Origin of the sequence: Reichenbachiella sp. 5M10 (assembly GCF_002742335.1) — a bacterium.
GTDB lineage: Bacteria > Bacteroidota > Bacteroidia > Cytophagales > Cyclobacteriaceae > Reichenbachiella.
Genome location: NZ_MDGR01000007.1, coordinates 3243075 through 3266312, shown reverse-complemented (window position 1 = coordinate 3266312; position 23238 = coordinate 3243075). Strand labels below are relative to the sequence as shown.

12 protein-coding genes are annotated in these 23238 nt (G+C 48.3%); all 12 read left to right on the top strand.

The genetic code is table 11. The features are described from left to right. Window positions 1-79 precede the first annotated feature (79 nt). Entirely contained in the window at window positions 80-3313 is a 3234-nt protein-coding gene (locus BFP72_RS13050) for a TonB-dependent receptor (RefSeq protein ID WP_255397216.1), read from the top strand. A gap of 20 nt (window positions 3314-3333) precedes the next feature. Beyond that, window positions 3334-5049: a RagB/SusD family nutrient uptake outer membrane protein gene (locus BFP72_RS13045; RefSeq protein WP_099599551.1), complete on the top strand. Its 1716-nt coding sequence runs from the start codon at window positions 3334-3336 to the stop codon at window positions 5047-5049. A gap of 77 nt (window positions 5050-5126) precedes the next feature. After that, window positions 5127-6278: a glycan-binding surface protein gene (locus BFP72_RS13040; RefSeq protein WP_099599550.1), complete on the top strand. Its 1152-nt coding sequence runs from the start codon at window positions 5127-5129 to the stop codon at window positions 6276-6278. A 24-nt stretch (window positions 6279-6302) separates the two neighbouring features. After that, window positions 6303-8435 carry a glycan-binding surface protein gene (locus BFP72_RS13035; protein WP_099599549.1) on the top strand — a complete coding sequence of 711 codons (2133 nt, stop codon included), beginning with the start codon at window positions 6303-6305 and terminating at the stop codon, window positions 8433-8435. A gap of 361 nt (window positions 8436-8796) precedes the next feature. Then, window positions 8797-9942, top strand: coding sequence for a glycoside hydrolase family 26 protein (locus tag BFP72_RS13030; RefSeq protein WP_099599548.1), 1146 nt, complete (start codon window positions 8797-8799; stop codon window positions 9940-9942). A gap of 168 nt (window positions 9943-10110) precedes the next feature. Further along, window positions 10111-11304 (top strand): glycosidase, encoded by a 1194-nt coding sequence (locus tag BFP72_RS13025; RefSeq protein ID WP_099599547.1) that lies wholly within the window; start codon window positions 10111-10113, stop codon window positions 11302-11304. A 5-nt stretch (window positions 11305-11309) separates the two neighbouring features. Continuing rightward, a complete protein-coding gene (locus BFP72_RS13020; protein ID WP_099599546.1) occupies window positions 11310-12707 on the top strand; it encodes an MFS transporter in 1398 nt (465 codons plus the stop codon). 120 nt (window positions 12708-12827) lie between these two features. Then, window positions 12828-14735: a sialate O-acetylesterase gene (locus BFP72_RS13015; protein WP_099599545.1), complete on the top strand. Its 1908-nt coding sequence runs from the start codon at window positions 12828-12830 to the stop codon at window positions 14733-14735. 76 nt (window positions 14736-14811) lie between these two features. Then, window positions 14812-16017 (top strand): glycoside hydrolase family 27 protein, encoded by a 1206-nt coding sequence (locus BFP72_RS13010; protein WP_073122052.1) that lies wholly within the window; start codon window positions 14812-14814, stop codon window positions 16015-16017. A gap of 65 nt (window positions 16018-16082) precedes the next feature. After that, on the top strand, window positions 16083-17786 hold the full coding sequence (locus BFP72_RS13005; RefSeq protein WP_099599544.1) for a glycosyl hydrolase: 1704 nt from the start codon (window positions 16083-16085) through the stop codon (window positions 17784-17786). Window positions 17787-17793: 7 nt separating this feature from the next. Then, window positions 17794-18969, top strand: a complete 1176-nt coding sequence (locus tag BFP72_RS13000; RefSeq protein WP_099599543.1) for an AGE family epimerase/isomerase — start codon at window positions 17794-17796, stop codon at window positions 18967-18969. 86 nt (window positions 18970-19055) lie between these two features. After that, the gene (locus BFP72_RS12995; RefSeq protein WP_099599542.1) at window positions 19056-23219 is read left to right on the top strand and encodes a two-component regulator propeller domain-containing protein; all 4164 of its coding nucleotides are present in this window, start codon (window positions 19056-19058) and stop codon (window positions 23217-23219) included. The last annotated feature ends 19 nt before the right edge of the window (window positions 23220-23238 follow it).

Sequence of the window (23238 nt, the reverse complement as noted above, 5' to 3'; positions counted from 1 at the left end):
GTCAGCCACCATCCTAGGGCATGTGAAAGAGCCCAGCGGTGGAACTAATTAATTACTATTTATACTAAAAAACATGTTTATGAAAGACGTTTACAAAAGACGTAAAACATGGGTGGTCAACGGGGTGAAAACTTCTACACTTATGTTTCTTATTTTCTGTGCTGCCTTGCTGGGGTCCTATCCCGTGCTGGCACAGGAAGTGACCGTATCGGGCAAGGTGACAGCCGATGATACAGGTGATGAATTGCCTGGAGTGACTATCGTACAAAAAGGGACAACCAACGGTACGATTGCAGATGTTGATGGAAACTACAACCTAAAAGTTCCTTCGGATGCTATTTTGGTTTTTTCTTATCTAGGGTACAATGCCCAAGAGGTGTCTGTCGGAGGGAGGTCTACGATTGATGTAGGACTGACCATCAATGCTGAGGAGCTTGAGGAAGTAGTCATCGTCGGGTACGGAGAGATGAGAAAGGCAGATTTGACTTCTGCCCAAACATCCATATCGTCGGAAGATATCTCCCGTACAGTCAATACGACCATCGACCAAGCGATCGCAGGTAGGTCGGCAGGTGTATATGTGACACAAAACACAGGCGCGCCTGGAGGAGGGATTTCGGTCAATATCCGAGGACTCAACTCGATCGGAGGAAGTAACGAGCCGTTGTATGTAATAGATGGTGTGCAAGTTGTCGTTGACAATTCTGCAGCGGGAACCAACCCACTGTCCTCGCTCAACCCGGCGGATGTAGCGAGCATCGAAATCCTACAGGGACCTTCTGCTCTGGCAGTATATGGATCTAGAGGAACCAACGGGGTAGTGATGATTACGACCAAGAGAGGTAAGTCTGGTGAAGTGAAAATATCATATGGCTATACCTACAGTCTCCAGACCGCTCCAGAAAACCTCGACGTGATGGATATGAGACAGTACGCCGAGATGGAAAACCAATACAAGGATATCGTAGGGGGGGACGTCAGAGAGGATTTTCTCGACCCATCGATCCTAGGATCAGGTACAGATTGGCAAGGTGAGCTTTTCAGGCCAGCGGCAATGCACAAGCATCAGATCAGCCTCAGCGGAGGTAGTGACAAGACGACGTACTATCTGTCTGGTGAGAGATTCCAACAAGAAGGGGTCGCTCGTGGCTCGGGATTTGAAAGAACATCCATGCGACTCAATATGGATACGAAACCAAGAGATTGGTTTTATATCGGGTCCAATGTGAACGTGTCGCAGACTGATGAGCAGATTTCATCTACTCAATCTCAGTTGATTGTCAATGCCATCCAATTGGCTCCACATATCCCCGTCAAAAACATCGATGGTACATACGGAGGAGGCAACATCACCAACAGTAGTGCAGAGCAGTTTGCACCGCCCAACCCAGTAGGGTTGGCTGAGATCACGACCAACGACCGCATGCAGAGAAGACTCCTCGGTGGCTTGAACGTAGGGTTCAAAATCGTCGATGGGCTGGAGTTGAAGTCTAGCTTCAATACAGATATTGGATTTTCAAATTCGGAATATTACTTGCCTACCTATAAATTTGGCTGGCAAGAAAACAACGAAGCACAACTCGACAATACGCAAAATTTTAGCTCGTACTGGGGCTGGAACCAAACCCTACAATATGTCAAGCAGCTAGGCAAACATCACCTAGATGTGATGGCAACACACGAAGCACAACAGTCGCAGTGGAAAAATCTCTTTGCTCAGCGAAAGGGATTCACGACCAACGAAGTGTTGGATTTGAATGCGGGGGATCCTGAGACTGCCTCCAATGGGGGAGGTCAAGGAGACTGGGCCATGGAGTCCTACCTCGGACGTTTCAACTACAACTACGACGATCGCTACATTGTGACGGCAGCCTTTCGTGCGGATGGTTCATCCAACTTTTCGAAAGAGCACAAATGGGGGTATTTTCCTTCGGTGTCTGCCGCATGGAGACTTTCTGAAGAGAACTTCTTCAACGTAGGGTTCATCAGTGACTTGCGGTTCAGATACGAAATCGGTCTGACTGGAAACCAAGGGGGGAGTGGTCCGATCTATGCGACCATGTCACAGGCATTGCCTACCGAATGGGGGTCAGGGTTCTATCCTGCCAACTATCCGAACCCAGAATACCAGTGGGAGCAAACACAAACGGATAACTATGGGGTGACCTTAGGGATGTTCAGTAGCCGTATACAAATCGATGCAGATTACTACATCAAAAACACGGACAATTTGATCCTGCAGACGGAGTTGCCATGGTATATGGGGACCGAAGGAAACGCCGCTGTGACGGCTCCTACTGTCAACATCGGTTCGTTGGAAAACAAAGGATGGAGTGTCACACTCAACACGATCAACATCGACAAAGGGAACTTCAAATGGTCGACCAACCTCAACTTGTCATCATTCAAGACGCAAATCACAGGGTTGGCTTCTGGTGCGACACACATCACGAGAGAAGGTCAAGATTGGTTTCTTCCAAATTTTGCACAGCGATCAGTGGTAGGCAAAGCACCATGGTTGTTCTTTGGCTATGAAGAAGAGGGAGTGTTCGAGTCTCGCGAAGAACTCGAAAACAGTGCGCTACCTGTAGACAATGATGGCAATGAGTATACTATTGCTGAAAACAGCATATGGGTAGGTGATGTCAAGTACAAAGATCAACTCACCGTCGATACTGACGGGGACGGTGTGCCAGATGCAGGGGATGGTGTCATTGACGAGAAAGACATGACGTACATCGGAAATCCATGGCCGAAACTCTTTGGAGGGTTTACCAATACCTTCTCTTTCAAAGGGTTTGATTTGAGCATTTTGATCACGGGTAGTTTTGGCAATGAGATCTACAACTACTTACGTTATCAAAACAATAACCCAAACAACATCAACTTGGGTAGAAACATGTTTACAGAGGCATTTGACTATGCAAGAGTAGCCACAGACGGCAATGGGGATCCATATTTGGAAAACCCAGGCACGACGGTAGCTAGGATGTCATCTTCTAGTGTCAACGGCAACTATGACCGCCTCACTGACAAGTACATCGAGGACGGTTCGTACGTCAGAGTGAAGAATGTCACGCTCTCTTACAGATTGCCTTCTTCTCTGTTAGATAGACAAGGTGTAATCCGTGGAGTTGTCTTGAGTGCCAGTGCACAAAACATCTATACCTATACCAAGTACAGCGGATATGATCCAGAGATTGGTTCGTATGTCGGGCCCAATGCAGATGTAGCAGGTGGATTTGTAGGTGTAGACTATGGTCGATACCCATTGACACCAGTGTATGCATTCAGTATCGGTGTTGATTTCTAAAACCCTAAAGTGTAAGAAAAATGAAAAGCAATAAAAATATAATATTCGTGATGCTGTCAGTACTCAGTGTACTGGTCGGTTGTTCGGAAGATTTCTTGGACAGACCGCCACAAAGCAGCTTGGTAGATGCGGGTTTTTACAACTCAGACGAGCAGGTGCTCGCAGGTACTGCACCCTTGTATAGTGCTGTATGGAAGACGTATTCGGATGCAGCCAATTTCAAGTTGGGAGATATTCGTGGCGGTACGGTCTTTCGCCAGTGGAACGACCGGGATGCGGTAGAGTTCAACATCACGGCGGTATCTTCGGCCAATGAACAGGCTTATCGCTCTTTTTTCATTGTCGTAGGACAGTCCAACCTCGTCATCAACAACGTCAACACCTTTGCAGGTGAGGCCGTCTCGGATGAGATTCGAAACCACGCACTAGGTGAAGCGCACTTTATGCGAGCCACCGCATACCAGCACTTGGTGATGAACTACGGTGCTGTGCCGATCATTGAAAACAATTTGGATCATTTGGACAACCCACAATTGAAGCGAAACACAGTCGAAAGTGTTTGGGAATTTATCCAAAGGGATTATGAGTTTGCGGCAGCCAATTTGACTGAGCAGCCCCTCGAAGAAGGTCGCTTGACCAAATGGTCGGCTTTAGGTATGTTGGCGCGTACACACTTGACAATTGCTGGCTTAGGAGCCACTCCGGGCAACAGGGATCAAGCGCGCCTCAATCTGGCCATGGAGTATGCGGACAGTGTGATCACGATGAGTGGAAAGGGACTATTGACGGATTATGCTGATTTGTTTCGTTATCCTTATGACAACAACAACGAATCATTGTTTGAGTTGCAGTGGGTGTTTTCGCTCGCTCCAAATGGATACGATGCGGCCAATACCATGGTCTCACAAATCACCTATAGCAACAACATCGCCGCAAACGGTGATGGTTGGGGAGGCGATTTGGGTGCTTCGTGGTGGTTGCTGAGCTTGTACGATGGGTTGATCGTAGACGATGGAGCTACACCGGGTTTTACCTTGGATGATCGATTGAAAGCCAGTTTCATGTTGCCAGGGTTTACTTATCCTGAGATTACACAGACGGTGACAGACGATGACGGCAATGTCAGCGAGCAGGATCTGGTATTCGAGGATCCAGGAGATGATGCCGACAATAGCGTAGCAAGTATCAAAAAGTACGTCGTAGGAAAAGCAGTAGATGTAGGAGGAGAGGCTGATCGTCAGCGCTATCCAAACAATACCTATATGCTGAGATTGTCAGAAGTGTATTTGACCTATGTCGAAGCAGCGCTGGGCAATAATGCGTCAACGACTGATGCCAAGGCCATGAGCTACTTCAATGCTGTGCATCAGCGAGCAACACACTCCGAATTTCCCGAAAACGGAACAGATCTATTGACCTGGGATGTGATCTTCGAAGAGAGAATCAAGGAGTTTGCGATGGAGAGTATGGCATGGTACGATTTGGTACGCTTGCACTATTATGACCCAAACAAGGCCTACAGCATCATCAATAGCCAAGACCGGGGATTCTATGCGATCCATCCCAACCAGTGGCCAGATCCTACAGCATGGACTTTCGAGAAGACTTCTTGGAGAGAGTTTAGTACGGCTACCGCCAATTCGGGTAACTTCTTGTTGCCACTGCCTGCTTCGGAAGCAAGTCAAGCACCAAGTCTAAGTGAGGACCCAGTGCCCTATGACTTTACTGTCGAATGATAGGTGATACACACAATGGAGTAGAACACAATGGAAGGTCATTGGGCCATTCATTTGATCAATAAAAAATTAAAAATATGAAATCTATACATAGATATACATTGCTCTTGCTGATGGCGGTGATCATCGCAGGGCTATACAGCTGTACAGAAGAGGAGTCGGGTGGCTCCCCGATGATTGGCTATATCCGAGTGACGAAACCCGAATCGTCAGATTCTCTCGTTTCGGCCGCTGGCCAAGGACAAATGGTCGCGATCATTGGTGAAAACTTAGAAAACGTGGTGCGCCTGTTCTTCAATGATCAAGGGGCCTCATTGGATCCGTCCTTCATCACGAGTACGTCGGTGATTACGAGGGTTCCGTCACGAATCCCTACGGATATTACCAATCAAATGACGATGGTATTTCGAAACGGAGATTCGTTGAAGTACGATTTTACGGTAGATATCAGTGCGCCTCAAATCGATCGCTTCAAAAGTGAGTATGTCAACGACGGTGACGTAGCAGTCATCTACGGGGATTACTTTTATGAGCCGGTAGAGGTGACTTTCGAAGGAGGAATCGTAGCAGAAATCTTGTCTGTCGAGTCAGATGAGATTCAGGTGAGAGTGCCTACGGGGGCTCAGTCTGGACCGGTTTCGGTAGCGTCCAATTTTGGGTTGACCAAATCAGGCGTCTATTTCCGCGATGATCGAAACATCATCGCTAGTTTTGATGGGACATTCAACGGCATGTGGAGAGGGACCGATTTTGTGGTGTCTTCTGATGCAGATATTGCCAATATAGCTGGAGATTTTATTCGTGTCAATAGAGGCGCGCAAGGAGCCTACCCATACATAGAAGTCTATGGAGGTCCGGCCGAAAGTGATACCAATCTTGAAACGAGAAACATCCCGGCAGATGCGTTTACCAACCCGGATGGTTACACACTCAAGTTCGAGCTCAATACACTGGAAACTTTCGTAGGAGCAACCATGCGCTTGTATCTTGGTGATGCAGACGGCACTGAATTCGGAGATGCTCGAAACGACATCTACTATCCGTGGGAGTCTAATGTCGACACCAAAGGAGAATGGCAGACGATCAGTATTCCGTGGGTGGATGTGTATGAGGCCAACCAGAGTTTTCCATACAATGCCGCAGGATACGGGATGTACATCTACTTCCATGGGGCAAACCCCGCCATTTATAACATCGGTATGGACAACTTCCGAGTAGTTCCTAACTAATTAGTCTCACTTAAAAGAAGAACAATGATGTTTAAAAATATAAAATTGAATTATGCCTACTCACTGGTACTGCTAGCGCTTATGGCGCTATGGAGTGCCTGTGAAGAAAAGGATGACAATAAATTGGGCGATGAGGTCGCGTTGTACAGTTTTGGACCTTCTGTTTTACGCGGAGGACAACTCAAGTTCATCGGGGCTAACCTGGAAAAGGTCGAGAGAATCATCTTGCCAAACAATGTGGAGGTTTTGGCCTCTGAGTTTGACAGTTTGACGTCCGAATTGATCGTCATAGATGTGCCAGACAATGTCGTCGAAGGTACCATAGCACTGCAAGTGGCAGATGGAGAGGATATCGTAACCAAAACACGCCTCAGCATACTAGAGCCGATCACGATCACTTCTATCCCGGAGACGGCGGTCAGACCAAGTACTGTGGTTACCATCGAGGGGACCTACCTCAATTTGATCACGGAAGTTGTTTTTTCGACGAACAAGTCGGTGACGACTTTCGAGGAGCAAGAGCGTGGTATATTGAAGGTTCGTGTGCCAGCAGATGCAGGTACGGGACCTTTGGTGTTGCTCGATGACGAACTGATCCCCAACGAGATCACGACGGAGACGGATCTACAGGTGATCTTACCTTCGGTGGCGAGTATCACACCACTGACTATCAAAGCAGGTGCGAATATTACGATCAAAGGTGCAGACCTTGATCTCGCCATGAGTGTGGAGTTTGGCGGCAGCCAGATCGTGGACAGTGCCAACTTCGTGAGTGCTACCGCGACACAAATTGTCGTCACCGTACCTGCTTCTACGCAAGATGGTACACTCAAACTGGCCGCACCCTCGACGATCACGGTAGAGTCCACAGAGGCATTGACGATGGTCGTGCCGGTATTGAGTACGCTCACGCCAAATCCTGCCAAAACAGGGCAGACGCTCTCAGTGACAGGTACAGACTTGGACTTGGTGAGTCAGGTCGTATTTGCGGGAGACAAGGAAGGTACAGTCCAAGCAGGCGGTACAGCCACGGCTATTACTGTGGAGATACCGGCAGATGCAGAGAGTGGAGCGATAGAGTTTCGTACATTGTCTGGCAAGTCCGTGACTTCTGAAGCGGTCGACATGGTCAGACCCACGATAGCGACGATGACCGACGAGGCAAAACTCAACGAGGACATCACGATCACAGGGACCAATTTGGATATAGTGAAAGAAGTTTGGTTTACAGGAGGCACGATGGGGGCTATCGTATCGGCCACCGAGACGGACCTCGTAGTGACCGTGCCTGTAGGGACCAATACTGGTGTAGTGACTTTGGTAGCTAACAATGGTGTAGAGGTAGTATCAACGAGTGCTTTGACTATTCTGGCTGATGTGCCTGTATTTGATGGGTTTCCGTCAAGTGCGCGATCAGGAGATATGTTGTCTTTGACTGGTGAAAAATTGAATTTGACCAATCAGGTGATATTTCCAGGCGATGTATATGCAACCAAATTTGGCAACAGAACGACTGAGATACTCGAGGTGTATGTTCCTGAAGGGGTAACCATCGGTGAAGGTAAAATCACGTTTACCACGTATAGTACCGATGTGACCGAATCTACCACCATCGACTTTCAAGGGGTCACTCCTGTGGTTGATGAATCTTTGGTCTATTTCAACTTTGACGACAAAGGTTCTTGGTGGGGAGATGGTGCAGTAGGGTCTGATGCAGCTGAAAGTTTGGATGGTAATTATTCATTGCTTGAGGGTGCTGTGACGACTGATTATAAAGGATTTTTCTTTAGAAATAGTGGAGATAACTTTCCTGCAGCAGCAATTGGTACCAATGTGGACGATTATTATTTCAAGTTTGATATCAATGTCAAGGAGGCTCTCGCAGCAGGTAACTTGAAATTCCAATTGGGTGACTACTGGTGGACATATGGTCCAAATGCAACTACCTCAGAGGGGCAAGGAAATCAGGCTGTACCAGTGACCAATGGATGGGTTACTGTAACCGTTAATCTATCAGATTTCCGTAACAACTATGGATGGGGAGATCGAATTACTGATCTCAATGCCGTCGGTGATGGAGGATTTGGCTTGGCTTGGGGCGAAGGTGTCACTAACCTAAATGTTCTGATGGATAACCTAAGGTTTGAAGCAAAATAAACGAATAGACCTTTGAAGCTATCAGTGGTTTTGAAGGTCTATTTTGGAAATTACATATAGTGGCTGTTTCAAGAGAGGTATACGGATCAGGGCTAGTGAAATAGCACAGGAATACTTTTGAAACAGCCTTTTTTTCTTGACTCGACGTAGGTCAATGTAACAATTGCAGTGAAGCGGTGTTACATGAGCCAAAAAGCTCCATAAACGAAAATAATACACCCATTTCTGTGAAATCACACCCTCCTAGGTGGGAGCCATTTTGGAGATTTTTGTGAAAGACAATTACAAGTAAATACATCCATCAACTTTGATTGGTAAGGAATCTGAAGTCCAGATATCATTTAAGAAATAACAACCAAGAATGGAAAAGCATACATTGAAAATTTTCGCTTCTGTACTCATACTAGCTTCCATGCTAGCAGTCATGCCTGCTTTGGCACAGTACGATCTTCTCGATCATAAAGCGACCAAAGAAACCAAAAATCTCTTCAACAACCTGATCAAGATTGCCGACGGTCAGATCATGTTTGGACACCAAGACGACATGGCCTATGGAGTCGGTTGGGAAAAGATCGAAGGGAAGTCTGACGTCAAAGACATCGTCGGTTCGTTTCCCGCTGTGCACGGTTGGGATCTCGGACGCATCAAGACAGGCAAAAGTTTGGATGGCATATCCATAGATGACATGCGGGAGTGGATGAAGAGCATCTATACTCGTGGAGGCATCAACACGATTTCCCTGCACTGGGACAACTTCGCTACGGGAGGCAACTCGTGGGATTTGACTCCAGCAGTCAAGCATATTCTGCCCGGAGGCTCAGCACACGAGCGATATGTGCAGCAGCTCGACGAACTTGCGGACTTCATTCAGTCTGTCAAAGTAGGCAAGACGATGGTGCCGATGATCTTCAGACCTTTTCATGAGCACAATGGCGATTGGTTTTGGTGGGGGAAAGGCCTCTGTACCGAAGAAGAGTACATCGCTATATGGAAGTTTACGGTAGACTATCTCCGCGATGAAAAGAAATTGCACAACCTGATCTATGCTTTCTCTCCTGATGCGAGCCGCATGGGGACGACCAACCTCGAAGCGGGTTACCTATACGGCTATCCGGGCGATGACTATGTAGATATGCTCGGTATCGATGACTACTGGAACGTCGGCCGTGATGCCAACAAGCTCAGTCTAGATGAACAAAAAGCTGTGTTTGTAGAAATACTCGAACTTGTCACGCGCTTGGCAGATGACAAGGGCAAGGCGACAGCCATCACAGAGACAGGGTTAGAGTCGATCACCAATCCTGATTGGTTCGATGCGCATATCCTCAGCCCGATCAAGTCTTCGGATAAGATCAAAATGTCCTATGTGTTGGTATGGAGAAATGCCAACGAAAAACATCACTACGCACCCTACCCAGGACATGCCTCAGTAGATGGGTTCAAGAAGTTTTGTGCAGACGATGCTGTATTGATGGAAGATGATTTGAATGGAATGTATAGAAAATAGCTAAAGACGAACAGAATACGCTCATTTAAGTGGCTGAACCTCTCCAAGGGGGGCTGTTATTCTTACTAAAAGGAGTGTACCTGATCATTCGGATAATGACACGAAATTAAGGAGGTCTCTACCGTTATTCCCTCGTCGAGGGGACGGGAGAGGAAAGAAAGAAAACAGATGAGCAAAGAACATATAGCAGCAGTCAAACAACTGATTGCCGATCACGAAGCATTTTTGGCTACAGCCAATACTCCAAAAGAGGAATTCAATGGAGTGATACAGCGCTACCAAAACCCGATCATAACTGCCAAGCATACGCCTGTGTTTTGGCGCTATGATTTGAATCCAGAGACCAATCCTCTACTCATGGAGCGACTGGGAGTCAATGTGGCTTTCAACTCGGGGGCTATCGTCTTTGACGGGAAAATTTGCTTGGCCGTGCGGGTAGAGGGAGACGATCGTAAGTCATTTTTTGCGATCGCAGAGAGTCAAAATGGGATTGATAATTTTCGATTTTGGGATCACCCCATCACTTTGCCTGAGACTCATGAGCCAGACACCAATGTCTACGATATGCGACTCACTCGTCACGAGGATGGGTGGATTTACGGGCTGTTTTGTACGGAGCGGAGAGACCCCTCTGCATCCGATGCAGATCAGTCTGCCGCAGATGCCAAGTGTGGAATCGCTCGTACCAAAGACTTGGTGACTTGGGAGCGATTGGCTGACTTGGATTCTGGCAAGAATCAACAAAGAAATGTGGTACTGCACCCCGAATTCATCGAGGGGAAGTACGCCCTCTATACGCGTCCACAAGATGGATTCATCGAGGCAGGCAAGGGCGGAGGAATCGGCTGGTGCCTCATCGAGAGCATGGACAATGCCAAGACGGGTGCTGAGAAGATCATCGATCCGAAGGTCTATCATACGATCAAAGAAGTGAAAAATGGGCAAGGGCCAACACCGATCAAAACAGACGAAGGCTGGCTGCATCTCGCACACGGTGTACGAAATACCGCTGCGGGTTTGCGTTATGTGCTGTACATGTTTATGACCTCACTGGACGACCCCTCAGAGGTGATCCACAGACCGGGAGGACACTTCATGGGGCCAATCGACGAGGAGCGGGTGGGCGATGTGTCCAACGTACTCTTCACCAACGGATGGATCAAAAAAGACAATGGTGAGGTATTGATCTACTACGCGTCTTCGGATACACGGATGCACGTGGCAACCTCATCGGTCGCGCAGCTAGTGGACTACTGCAAGCACACACCAGAGGACGGATACCGATCCTATGCGAGTGTAGCGACGAGAAACAAACTCATAGATAGCAATTTGGCTTATTTGAAGTCAATAGGATTAAAATAAGCCAGATGAAAGACACCAGTATGAAGGTTGGGTTGAGAGAGAAGATGGCCTATGGCTTGGGGGATTTTGCGTCTTCTATGTTTTGGAAGCTGTTTTCGATGTTTTTGCTGTTTTTCTACACCGATATCTTTGGGATATCTGCAGCAGCGGTGGGAACCATGTTTTTGGTGACGCGCGTCTGGGATGCCGCCAATGACCCATTGATGGGGATCCTCTCGGACCGCACGCAGACCCGTTGGGGCAAGTTCAGACCCTTTTTGCTCTTTGGAGCGATTCCTTTTGGGATCGTGGGGGTGTTGACTTTCACTACGCCTGACTTGGACAGTACGGGCAAGTTGATCTATGCCTACGTGACTTATACGCTGATGATGATGGCCTACACGGCTGTCAATGTCCCATATGGTTCGTTGCTGGCGGTGATCAGTAGCGACAGCAACGAGCGGACTGCTTTGGCGTCATGGCGGTTCATTGGCGCTTATTCTGGGGGGATGCTGGTGACCTCTACTGCGACCGTACTGGTAGCCTACTTCAGCGAGGGTACGACACAGGCTCAGGGTTATCAAACGACGATCGCACTCTATGCGGTAGTCGCGGCGATCTTGTTTGGACTCACCTTTTTGGGCACCAAGGAGCGACTGATTCCGACCAAGGAGCAGCAGGGGTCGCTCAAAAATGACCTCAAAGATTTGGCAAAGAACAAGCCTTGGTTCATCATGCTGGCGGCCAATATTTGCATCTTGATATTCATGTCGCTGCGAGACGGTTCGATTTTGTTTTACTTCAAGTACTACGTCCAAGACCAAACGCTTAGTCTATTTGGGACGACTTACCAGCTGACGACAGCTGTGTTGTCCTCGGTGTACATGACGCTTTGGCTCGGGTCCAATATCATCGGAGTAGTGTTGGCCAAGCCCATTTCTGCCCGATTGGGCAAAAAGAAGACCTTCGGTTATGCTGCTTTGGTGTCGGCCTTCTTGAGTATGTTATTTTTCTTCTTAGAGCCGTCTCAGATAGTCGTGATTTTTGGACTCAATGTCTTCATTGGGATCAGTGCAGGATTGGTGATGCCGCTCGGTTGGTCGATGTACGCCGATATCGCGGATTATTCAGAGTGGAAGACTGGGCGTAGAGCGACAGGTCTGGTGTTTTCTTCTTCGTCCATGTCGCAGAAGTTTGGCTGGACGTTGGGTGGTGCCTTGTCCGGATGGATATTGGCAGCTTACGGTTTCGAGGCGAATCAAGAGCAAACCGAGCTGTCTTTGTTGGGTATTCGACTCATGTTTAGTGTGTTTGCGGCAGCAGGAGCTTTTGTGTCCTTTTTAGCGATTCAGTATTACAAATTGGATGAAAAATTCATGGAAAAGGTCAATGCGGAGTTGAACAGGAATATCATGGAAGAGTGATGAGAAACTAAAAATTGGGGTAAGAAATGAATGGATTTAGGGTAAGGAAAAACCATAGGGATTCCAAATCAATTCAGACTCCTTCATATTGCAGTTGTTAGAAATTAAGGCATATAAATTATGAAACTGAGAAGACTATTATTCATCCTACCGATGTTGCTGGTGATGCAATCTTATGCGGCGGATCTTACCTTACCTAGATTGTTTGCGGACCACATGGTGTTCCAACGCAACCAGCCCACCAAAATCTGGGGTTGGGCCAGTCCCAAACAAAAAATCAAGTTGCAGTTTGACGACCAGAAAGTCAAAACCAAAGCCGATGACACAGGCTACTTCGAAGCATACCTCGACGGCAAAACAGCAGGAGGTCCCTATACGCTGACGGTAGCGGCAGATACGACGATCACTTATACCGATATTTTGATCGGTGATGTCTGGATCGCAGGAGGACAGTCCAACATGGAGTGGCAGATGCAATGGGAGGTGGACAACTGGGAAGAGGAAGTCAAAGACAGTGACTATCCAGAGATCAGGTTTTTTCAGGTACCCAACGAATTTGCGACAAGCCCACAAAAAGACATCAGCGCAGGAGAATGGCTCTTGGCGGGACCCAAAAATACCCCGAGCTTTTCGGCTGTAGCGTGGTTTTTTGCGAAGCAAAACCATCGAGAGAAAAATGTACCTGTAGGAGTGATCGAGAGCCACTGGGGGGGCACACCTGCCGAAGCATGGGCTTCTGTCGAGACGCTGACCGAGACCCCAGGATACGAAGCAGCAGCGGAGAAGATCATCAATCCCGAGATCAGTTGGGAGGAGTTTACGGAGAAAAACCAAGCCAAAGAAGCACGAAAGTGGGAGTTGATGCGAGACAAAGATGGAGCCATCGCCAGCGGGGCACAGCAGGTCGAGTATGACGACAGCAGTTGGACCACCTACGAGCTGCCCAGCAATGCGAAAATGACAGATTTGGCTTGGCTAAGAAAGGAAGTGCAGTTGTCCCCAGACAGTGTAGAAGATCTGAAACTCTACATCAACAATGTCGTGCAGGAAGCTTTTGTCTTCTTCAATGGGGAGCTGATCTGGACCAAAGTATGGAGCGATGGCATAGAGCCGCTGGAGATTCCGAAAGAACTCGTACAAGAGGGGAAAAACGTCATCACATACCGTGTAGCCAACTCGTGGGACAACAACGTGTACTTCGGTCGTGCAGGCGAGATGTGGCTACAAGTCAATGGACAACAACAGTCACTCGAAGGAGCATGGAAATACTCTAATGATGTGGAGTCGAAGATCCCAGAGTCGATCAAGATGTATCAATTGCCCTCCTTCCTCTACAATGCCAAGATCGCACCGATCGGTGGATACACGGCGCGAGGAGTGATCTGGTATCAAGGAGAGTCCAATGCCGACAAACCACAATACTACCGTGACTTGTTTGCCAATGTGATCAAGGACTGGAGAAAGCTATGGGGGGATGATCTGGCCTTTCAGTATGTACAGTTGGCGAATTTCATGGCCAGAAAAGACGAGCCAAGCGATAGTGACTGGGCGAGATTGAGAGAGGCGCAGACTGAGACTTTGAGCCTCCCAAAGACGGGTATGGCAGTGACGATCGATATAGGGGATGCGGACGATATCCATCCCCGCAACAAGCTGGATGTAGGGCAGAGACTTTGGCTGAGTGCCAAAAAGGTATCCTACGGGGATGATGTGGTCTATGCAGGCCCGATGTACAAGAGTCATCAAGTGGAAGGCAATGCCGTGACGGTGACCTTTGACAATATCGGTACGGGACTGAAGTCTAATGAGGACAAAGTACTGGGGTTTGCGATTGCAGGAGAAGATCAGAAGTTCTATTGGGCGGATGCCAAAATAGTAGGCGACCAAGTGGTCTTGTCTGCGTCGGAGGTGGCCGTGCCAGTAGCGGTACGCTACGCTTGGGCAGACAATCCCGCGACTAGCCTGTACAACGAAGAAGAATTGCCAGCGGTGCCTTTCCGCACCGACGACTGGGAGAGACAATATTGATCAAATAGACCGCTCGCCTTTCCTTCCATTTTGGGAGCGCAGAGAGGAAGAGGACAGTTCAAACAAAACGAATAGCATGAAAAAGATACTCATAGTAGCAATGATCACTGTTTTTGCACTAGGTGCAAAAGCACAAAAGTTCGAAGGATTAGCAGACACTCCTCCGATGGGATGGAACAGCTGGAATAAATTCGCCTGTGATGTGACCGAAGATTTGATCAAAGAAACGGCAGACGCCATGGTGTCTTCGGGTATGAAGGACGCAGGATACGAATACATCGTGATAGATGACTGTTGGCATGGAGAGCGAGACAGTTTAGGGTTTATCCAAGCAGATCCAGCGCGTTTCCCTTCTGGGATCAAGGCTTTGGCAGATTATGTGCATTCCAAAGGCTTGAAATTTGGCATCTATTCTGATGCGGGATGGCAAACGTGTGGAGGTCGACCGGGGAGTCGGGGTAGAGAGTACCAAGATGCGATGACCTATGCGAGCTGGGGAGTAGACTACCTCAAATACGACTGGTGCAATACCGAAGGTCTCAAAGCAGAAGGAGCCTATTTGACGATGCGTGACGCACTTTATGAGGCAGGTCGCCCGATTGTACTCAGCATCTGCGAGTGGGGAGACAACGATCCGTGGGATTGGGCAGAGCCTATCGGTCACCTCTGGAGGACGACAGGAGATATCTACAATTGTTTTGACTGTGAAGAAGATCACGGGACTTGGTCGTCGTGGGGCGTGCTGCAGATTATCGACATGCACCCGGGTATCCGTAGCGCTGCAGGGCCTGGTCACTGGAACGACCCTGACATGATGGAGGTTGGCAATGGCATGACTGTCAACGAGGATAGAGCACACTTTGCGCTTTGGGCAATGCAGGCTGCTCCGCTGATTGCCGGCAATGACATCCGAAATATGTCACCAGAGACTCTGGAGATCCTGACCAACAAGGATGTGATCGCGATCGATCAAGACACGCTCGGTGTACAGGGCTACAAGCATATCGATGAGGAGGATTACGAAGTATGGGTCAAGCCACTCGCCGGTGGTGACGTAGCGATTTGTTTCCTCAACAGAACCGAAGAAGCGATGGACATCACGTTTGACTGGGCGACCAACAAACTTGTAGACCCTGATTTTGGACACACGACTGATTTTGCACAGTCTCGCTATGACATCTACAACGTCTGGACACACAAGAAAGCAGGCAATACCAAGAAAGCACTGAAGGCTTCATTGCCAGGCAGAGATGTATTGATGCTTCGTCTGAGCAAGAAATAGAGTCGTGGCATTGCCTCTGTTGAGGTGTCTCTACAGCTTTTCTATATCAACAAAGACTACTTACTATGACAGATATACTCCGAATCACTACTATGCTCTTCTTGAGCGCAAGCGCATGGCTCGCTACGGCACAGGACCCTATCACACGTTTCGAAGCGGAAGATGGTATACTCCATGGCGTATCAATCGCTACAAGTACACCTGGGTATTCGGGTTCGGGATATGTCACCGGGTTTGATAGCAAGAGTGACTATGTGGAACTCACTCTGCATGTGGAGAGGGGGGCGTTGTATAGGCTCGTGGTGAGGTACAGTTCTCCCTCAGGTCAGCGAACGCAGGATCTCTTCATCAATGCGATTGGACCTCATCCCGTCACATTCGAAATCACTGCCTCCAATGAATGGAAAGAACAAGAAGTAGGCATCTATCGGCTGAACGGGGGAGCCAATACAATCAAACTCCAGAGCGACTGGGGCTATATGGACGTGGATGAGTTTGTCCTATACGATGCAGAAGAACCTGTGTACGATATAGCTACTTCGCTGGTGGATGCGGAGGCCAACGAGGATGTGGTAGCACTTTACGATTTTATGCGATTTCATTTTGGTGAACGGGTGATGTCAGGCCAAACCAATGATGGCTATGACGATGTAGTAGATCTGACAGGGGTACACCCTATGATACGTACGTATGATTTGGCGGAGTACACGGAGGGCTACCCCTATGCTTGGGACAACAGCATCGGCGGTCACGCTTTTGGTGCAGTAGACAATGGCCTAGTGGAGAAAGCCATCGCTTGGCACCAAGAGACTGGAGGCAATGGGATAGTCAACTGGCAATGGCACTGGTGTTCACCTTCGGGTGGGAGACCAGGGGTCAACACATTTTATACCGAAAACACGAGTTTTGATGTCCGAGAGGCGGTCAAGGCAGGAACAGACGAATACGCTTTGGTCATTCGAGACATAGATGCTGTTGCGGTACAGCTACAGAAGATGAGTGATGCAGGTGTTCCGATCCTTTGGCGTCCTTTGCATGAAGCAGGGGGGGCGTGGTTTTGGTGGGGAGCACATGGAGCAGGGCCTTGCCTTGCACTATGGGACATCATCTACGATCGGCTCACCAACCATCATGGGCTGCACAACCTGATATGGGTATGGTCTACACCAGAGGAGGATTGGTATCCTGGCAATGAGACCGTCGATATCATCGGGTATGACTCCTACCCTGGAGGCTTCAACTATGTCTCACGAACCCAAATGTACGATCAGTTGTATCGCATCACAGAGGGAAAGAAAATGATCGCTATGACCGAAAATGGCCCCATTCCTGACATTAGCACGACTTTTAGACACCACGCACCCTGGTCGATGTTCATGTCATGGAGCGACTTGGTCTTCGAGCAAAACTCGGACGAGCACATACAGGCTATGTATGCGCACTGGCGTGTACTCACGCTAGACGAGGAGTACAACGTCCTCGTGAGAGAGGAAGTAGAAGAGGTCGAAGAACCCGAAGAACCCGTGTTGGATATCAGACAGGAGAGTGGGGCATTACAATTGTACCCCAACCCAGCCCGTGATCGGGTGCGCGTATTGGGAGGCAGATTTGTAGATTTGGCGGTGTACGATATGACGGGTCGATCTGTAGGTGAGTGGCCGCAGCAGGCAGATACTGTAGACGTATCTGGGCTGAGTGATGGACATTATATGATGGTTTTCCAAAATGGGGAGATTGTAGAGCGTCTACAACTGATCATTAGACATTGATGCGAAAATGAAGGAATTCAATAAAATAGCGTGTACCGAGGAGTTGAAGGCTATTCTTGCCTATTGGATGAGAGACATGGTGGATGCTGTCCATGGGGGGTATCTGGGCAGAATCGATGCGCAAGATCGTATCGATGAGTCAGCGGGCAAAGGCTTGGTGCTCAATAGTCGGATATTATGGGCTTTTTCGGCTGCCTATCAGACCTTGGGAGAGGGAGAGTATGAGGTCTACGCTACTCGAGCTTACGATTATTTGGTCGAACGGTTCATGGATCACGAGTCTGGAGGGATGTACTGGATGCTGGATCATATGGGACAACCACTCGATACCAAGAAACAAATCTACGCCCAGGCATTTGCCATCTACGGCTTGTCTGAGTATTACAAGGTGTCGCAGGATCCCAGGGCCAGGGATACGGCGATGGACTTGTTTGATGCCATTGAGCGTTATAGTTTTGACACGGTGAGCAATGGCTATTTCGAGGCGTTTGATCGCGAATGGAATCTACTCGACGATCTACGTCTGAGTGACAAGGATGCCAATGAGGCCAAAACCATGAATACACATCTACATGTACTGGAGGCTTATTCTAACCTCTATAAGGTGACTCAAGACCAACGTGTCTATACTCAACTCCGGAATTTGATGGAGTTGTTTTTGGATAAGTTTCTGAATCCCAAGACGTATCAGTACGAGTTGTTTTTTGACGAAGATTGGAACTTGAAATCCAACGAAATATCCTACGGCCATGACATAGAGACGGCTTGGCTACTCTACGAAGCGGCAGCAACTCTAGAAGATGAGGATCTACTCGAACGTACTGGCGTACTGGCTGTGCAGACTGTAGAAGCGACTTTGCCGTTTTTTGATACAGACGGGGCACTATTCAATGCGGGTGTGCCAGGCCAGATTGAGGACAAGGACAAGCACTGGTGGCCACAGGCGGAGGCTTTGGTAGGTTTGGTCAATGCCTACCAGTTGTCTGGTCGAGAGATTTTTTGGGCGCAGGCCAAAAAATGTTGGGGTTTCATTCAGCAGCAGCTCATCGATCGTCATCATGGCGAATGGATATGGGGGATCTATGCCGACGGTAGCCAGATGCAAGAAGACAAGGCGGGGCCCTGGAAGTGCCCTTATCACAACGGACGAGCAATGATAGAAATGATCAAACGTCTGGATTGAGAAGGAGGATATACTTGCGAAAAGGCTAAAAAAGCGATAGTATTGATAGCCTGAGGTGGTGCCTCTGGTGGTAAAGCAGTGTAGTTATGAGAAGAATAATAATCTATGGATGGATCATATGGTGTGCAATCATGTCGTGTCATGCACAGCCACAGACGATCCTGACCAAAAATGTTTTTTTTGAACAACTACCAGTTGATTTGGGATTGTCTCAGCGATCGATCAATTGCATGCTTCAAGATCATGAAGGTTACCTCTGGGTAGGTACTTGGTCTGGGTTGGTCAAGTACGATGGGTACTCTACGCAGATCTATCGGGCGGACAACACCTCTCCCGACCATCTTCGTAGCAACAAGATCATTCGTGTATTTGAGAGTAGTGATTCGACCCTGTGGGTGGGTACCCGTACGGGAGGACTTTTTCGCAAGGACAAAAACAGCGATGCATTTTATCAATACACACATATACCGGACGATCCAAATAGCCTAAGCAATCAGCACGTCTGGGATATCGCTGAGGATGCTAGTGGTGGATTGTGGATCGGGACCGAGCATGGACTCAATCATCTCGATACGCATACGGGAAAATTCACATCCTTCTTTACTGATTCTACCAATGTGCATTCGTTGAGCAACGATTTTGTCACCAAGTTGATGATCGACTCACGCAATCGGCTATGGGTTGCTACCGAGTATGGAGTGTCTTTGATGGAAAATATTGATCCCGAGCACCCGCATTTTGAGCGGATCGTGGTGGATTTTGATCCAGCCAATGATGGCTTGCACAACTATATCTATGATCTCCAGTATATCGAAAATGCCAAAGGAATGGCAGTGTATTGGGGGACGAAGAAGGGACTGAAAAAATATGCGAAGGGTAAGGTGGAGAACTTTGAGATCAAGGGGAGAGCTTCATCATTCAATATTTTTCGGAGCATGACCTCTGTGTCATCGGTTGAGCCGTTTCTGCTGCTGGGGTCAGACATGGGACTCAGTGTGTTTGACATCAAAAAGAATAGTTTTGAACGTTTCTTTGGAGATTTTGACAAAGAAGTCAATTTGAGTCAGAATACCATCACCGCACTACTGATTGACAGAAGTGGGGTGCTTTGGGCGGGGACACGCAAGGGCCTCAACAAGTATGACTCCTACGACAACAACATTTCTCTGACAAAGACAAAGACCTTTGATCCGACCAATAGCATCATCACAAGTATTCGTCAAGGACCAGATGGCAAGCATTGGATCGGGACATTGGGTGGAGGCTTGTTTCAAGTCAATTTCAACGGGGACGCCGTGTCCAGCATCGACAAGTACCGCTTGGTCACTGACGATGACGTGGATTTTACACATTACATTCAAAAACTCAACGTGGACCCAAGCGGTCGGTTTTGGATCGGGACGGCGGGAGCTGGCTTGTACGTGATAGACGCCAAGGATATCAATCATCAGACGCATGAGATCCGAAATTACCGACACTACGACATGAAGACTCCAGTGGCATTGACGGATGATTATGTGATGTCCATTGCTCCAGCGAGTAGCGGGGGGATGTGGGTAGGTACTTGGAGCAAAGGGCTCAATCTCGTGACCGATGAGGGTGAGGTGTATTGGATCAAAGAGCCAAGGCTATCCCCCATCGCGATGGTGACCTTGTATGAGGATGACGAGGGCTACCTCTGGGTGGGGACACGAGGCAATGGCTTGTTTCGTCTCATGATCCAAAACAAAAAAGTCGTGGAGTTCAAGGCATATCAGTACAGTGACGAGTCGCCAGGCATCAACAATAATTTTGTGAATACAATCTACGTCGATAGCAAAGAGCGGATGTGGGTAGGGACCGAGGATGGACTCAGTCGATACGATGACAAGGAGGACGTGTTTGTACATGTCAATCGTACGCAGGACCGTCTGCCGCAAGATGTCGTAGGAGTGATAGAGGATGATTCGGGGTTGCTGTGGATCGCTGGCGAGGAAGGTGTGACGGTCATCAACCCCGATTTGGAACAGATGTATGTCAATCACTTCGACTCACAGGATAGGATGCAAGGTGGTTTTTTTTACAACGAGGGGACTTTGGAGGCAGATGACGGTCGCTTGCTACTCGGAGGTTCTAACGGTTTCAATATCATCAATCCTCGCAATATTTTTCAAAACCCCTATTTGCCTCACGTGGTGATCAAAGATGTGACGGTCTCAGATGTCAGTCTAAAACCAGGGGAGGAGTTCAACGGGAGAGTGGTATTGCCCAAAGCACTGAGCGAGACAGATCGTATCGTGCTGAACTTTTCGGAGAATACGATTTCGTTTGAGTTTGTTGCTTTGCATTTTGCGAACCCTCGCAAAAATCGTTATGCTTACCGTTTGGACGGATTTGATACCGAATGGCACTCGACGAGCTCCAGCCGACGCTATGCCAAGTACACCAATCTCGACCCAGGGACTTACACCTTTACCGTCAGAGCCTCCAACGACGATGGACTATGGAACGAAGAAGGAAGGAGCCTCCTCGTCGTGATCTCACCTCCTTGGTGGCGCACGCACTGGGCGGTCCTGTTGTATGTGGTATTGGCGATGATCTTTTTGGCTGTCTTTCGAAAAATGATCTTGATACGTTCGGCCTATGAGCATGACTTGCGCTTTGAGCGACTCGAACGAGAAAATACCGAACAGCTGAACAAGTCCAGATTGCAATTTTTCACCAACATCTCGCATGAGTTTAGGACGCCATTGACGCTGATTTTGGGACTTGTCGAGCAGCTCATCGACGATGGAGAAGGAGGAGTCAAAGTTCAAAAGCAGCTCAAGTTGGTGACACAAAATGCCGGTAGACTACAGCGACTCATCAATCAACTGCTTGATTTTCGCAAGGCCGAGACGGGGAGTCTCAACTTGCGAATCGCCGAGGGCAATTTCTATAAGTTCGTCAAGGAGGTCAAGTTATCTTTTGACAGTCTAGCCGAGCAACGCGGGATCGATTACAGTCTTGTTACTTCATCCAATGTCATCCCTCTCTATTTTGACCGGGATCAGTTCGAAAAAATATTGTTTAACCTATTGTCCAATGCTTTCAAACATACTCAAAAGGGAGGTGCAATCAAGGTGCAACTCAAAGAGCAAAAGGGACAGGTCGTGCTGAGCGTAGTAGATTCGGGAGACGGTATAGGATTAGAAGAAAAGAAGAAAGTATTTGATCGGTTTTACTCAGGCGACCAAGACACGGGGACAGGTAGTGGCATTGGTTTGGCCTTGTGCAAGAGTTTGGTGGAGCTTCATCACGGGGCGATCAAGGTCGAGAGCGAAGTGGGACAGGGCGCGACATTTGAAGTCTGCATACCGACAGGGATGGCGCATTTCAAACCAGAGGATATGCTGGAGGATTTCAAAGACAGTGAAGATATCGCCACCTATCGCGAAGTGCTCGATGAAGAGCGAGAAGATGAGCTCGCGACGACCGCAGAGGCCCAGGATGTCGAGGGGCTCAAAAAAATCCTCATCGTCGAAGACAACGTCGAGGTACGCCATTTCCTCAAATCACTGTTTCAATTTGAGTACGCAGTGTTCGAAGCAGAAAACGGGCAAGTCGGTATAGAATTGGCAAACGAGCACGACCCTGATCTAGTAATCAGTGATGTGATGATGCCCGTCATGGATGGAATTACTTTTTGCAAAAAACTAAAGGAGAATCTTGACACGTCGCATATTCCAGTGATTTTGTTGACGGCACGGACGTCCTTCATCTACAATATCGAAGGACTCGAAAACGGTGCGGATGACTATGTTACCAAGCCATTTCACCTCAAAGTACTCAAGCTCAAAGCCCGTAACTTGATCAAGTCTCGAGAGCAGAGTCGTATGCTCGTTCAAGACAGAGATCAGTTGGTCCTCGAACCCAAAATGATCACAGTGACTTCTGCCGATGAGGCATTTTTGCAGAGTTGTATGGATATCATTGAGGAGAACATGGACAACTCTGATTACTCGGTGGTGGAGTTTGGCAAGGAAATCGGACTCAGTAGGATGCAACTCTATCGCAAACTCAAAGCCTTGGCCGGTAAGTCACCCAATGAGTTTATCCGAATGATGCGGATCAAGCGTGCAGCACAGTTGTTTGAACACGGGGATTTCAATGTCTCGGAAGTGACGTATCAAGTGGGGTTTACGGACCCAGCTTATTTTCGCAAGTGCTTCAAAGAGCAATTTGGAGAGACCCCTACTGCCTACATCAAAAACAAACGGAAAAAGGGGTGAAACCTTCTGATTGGGAAAA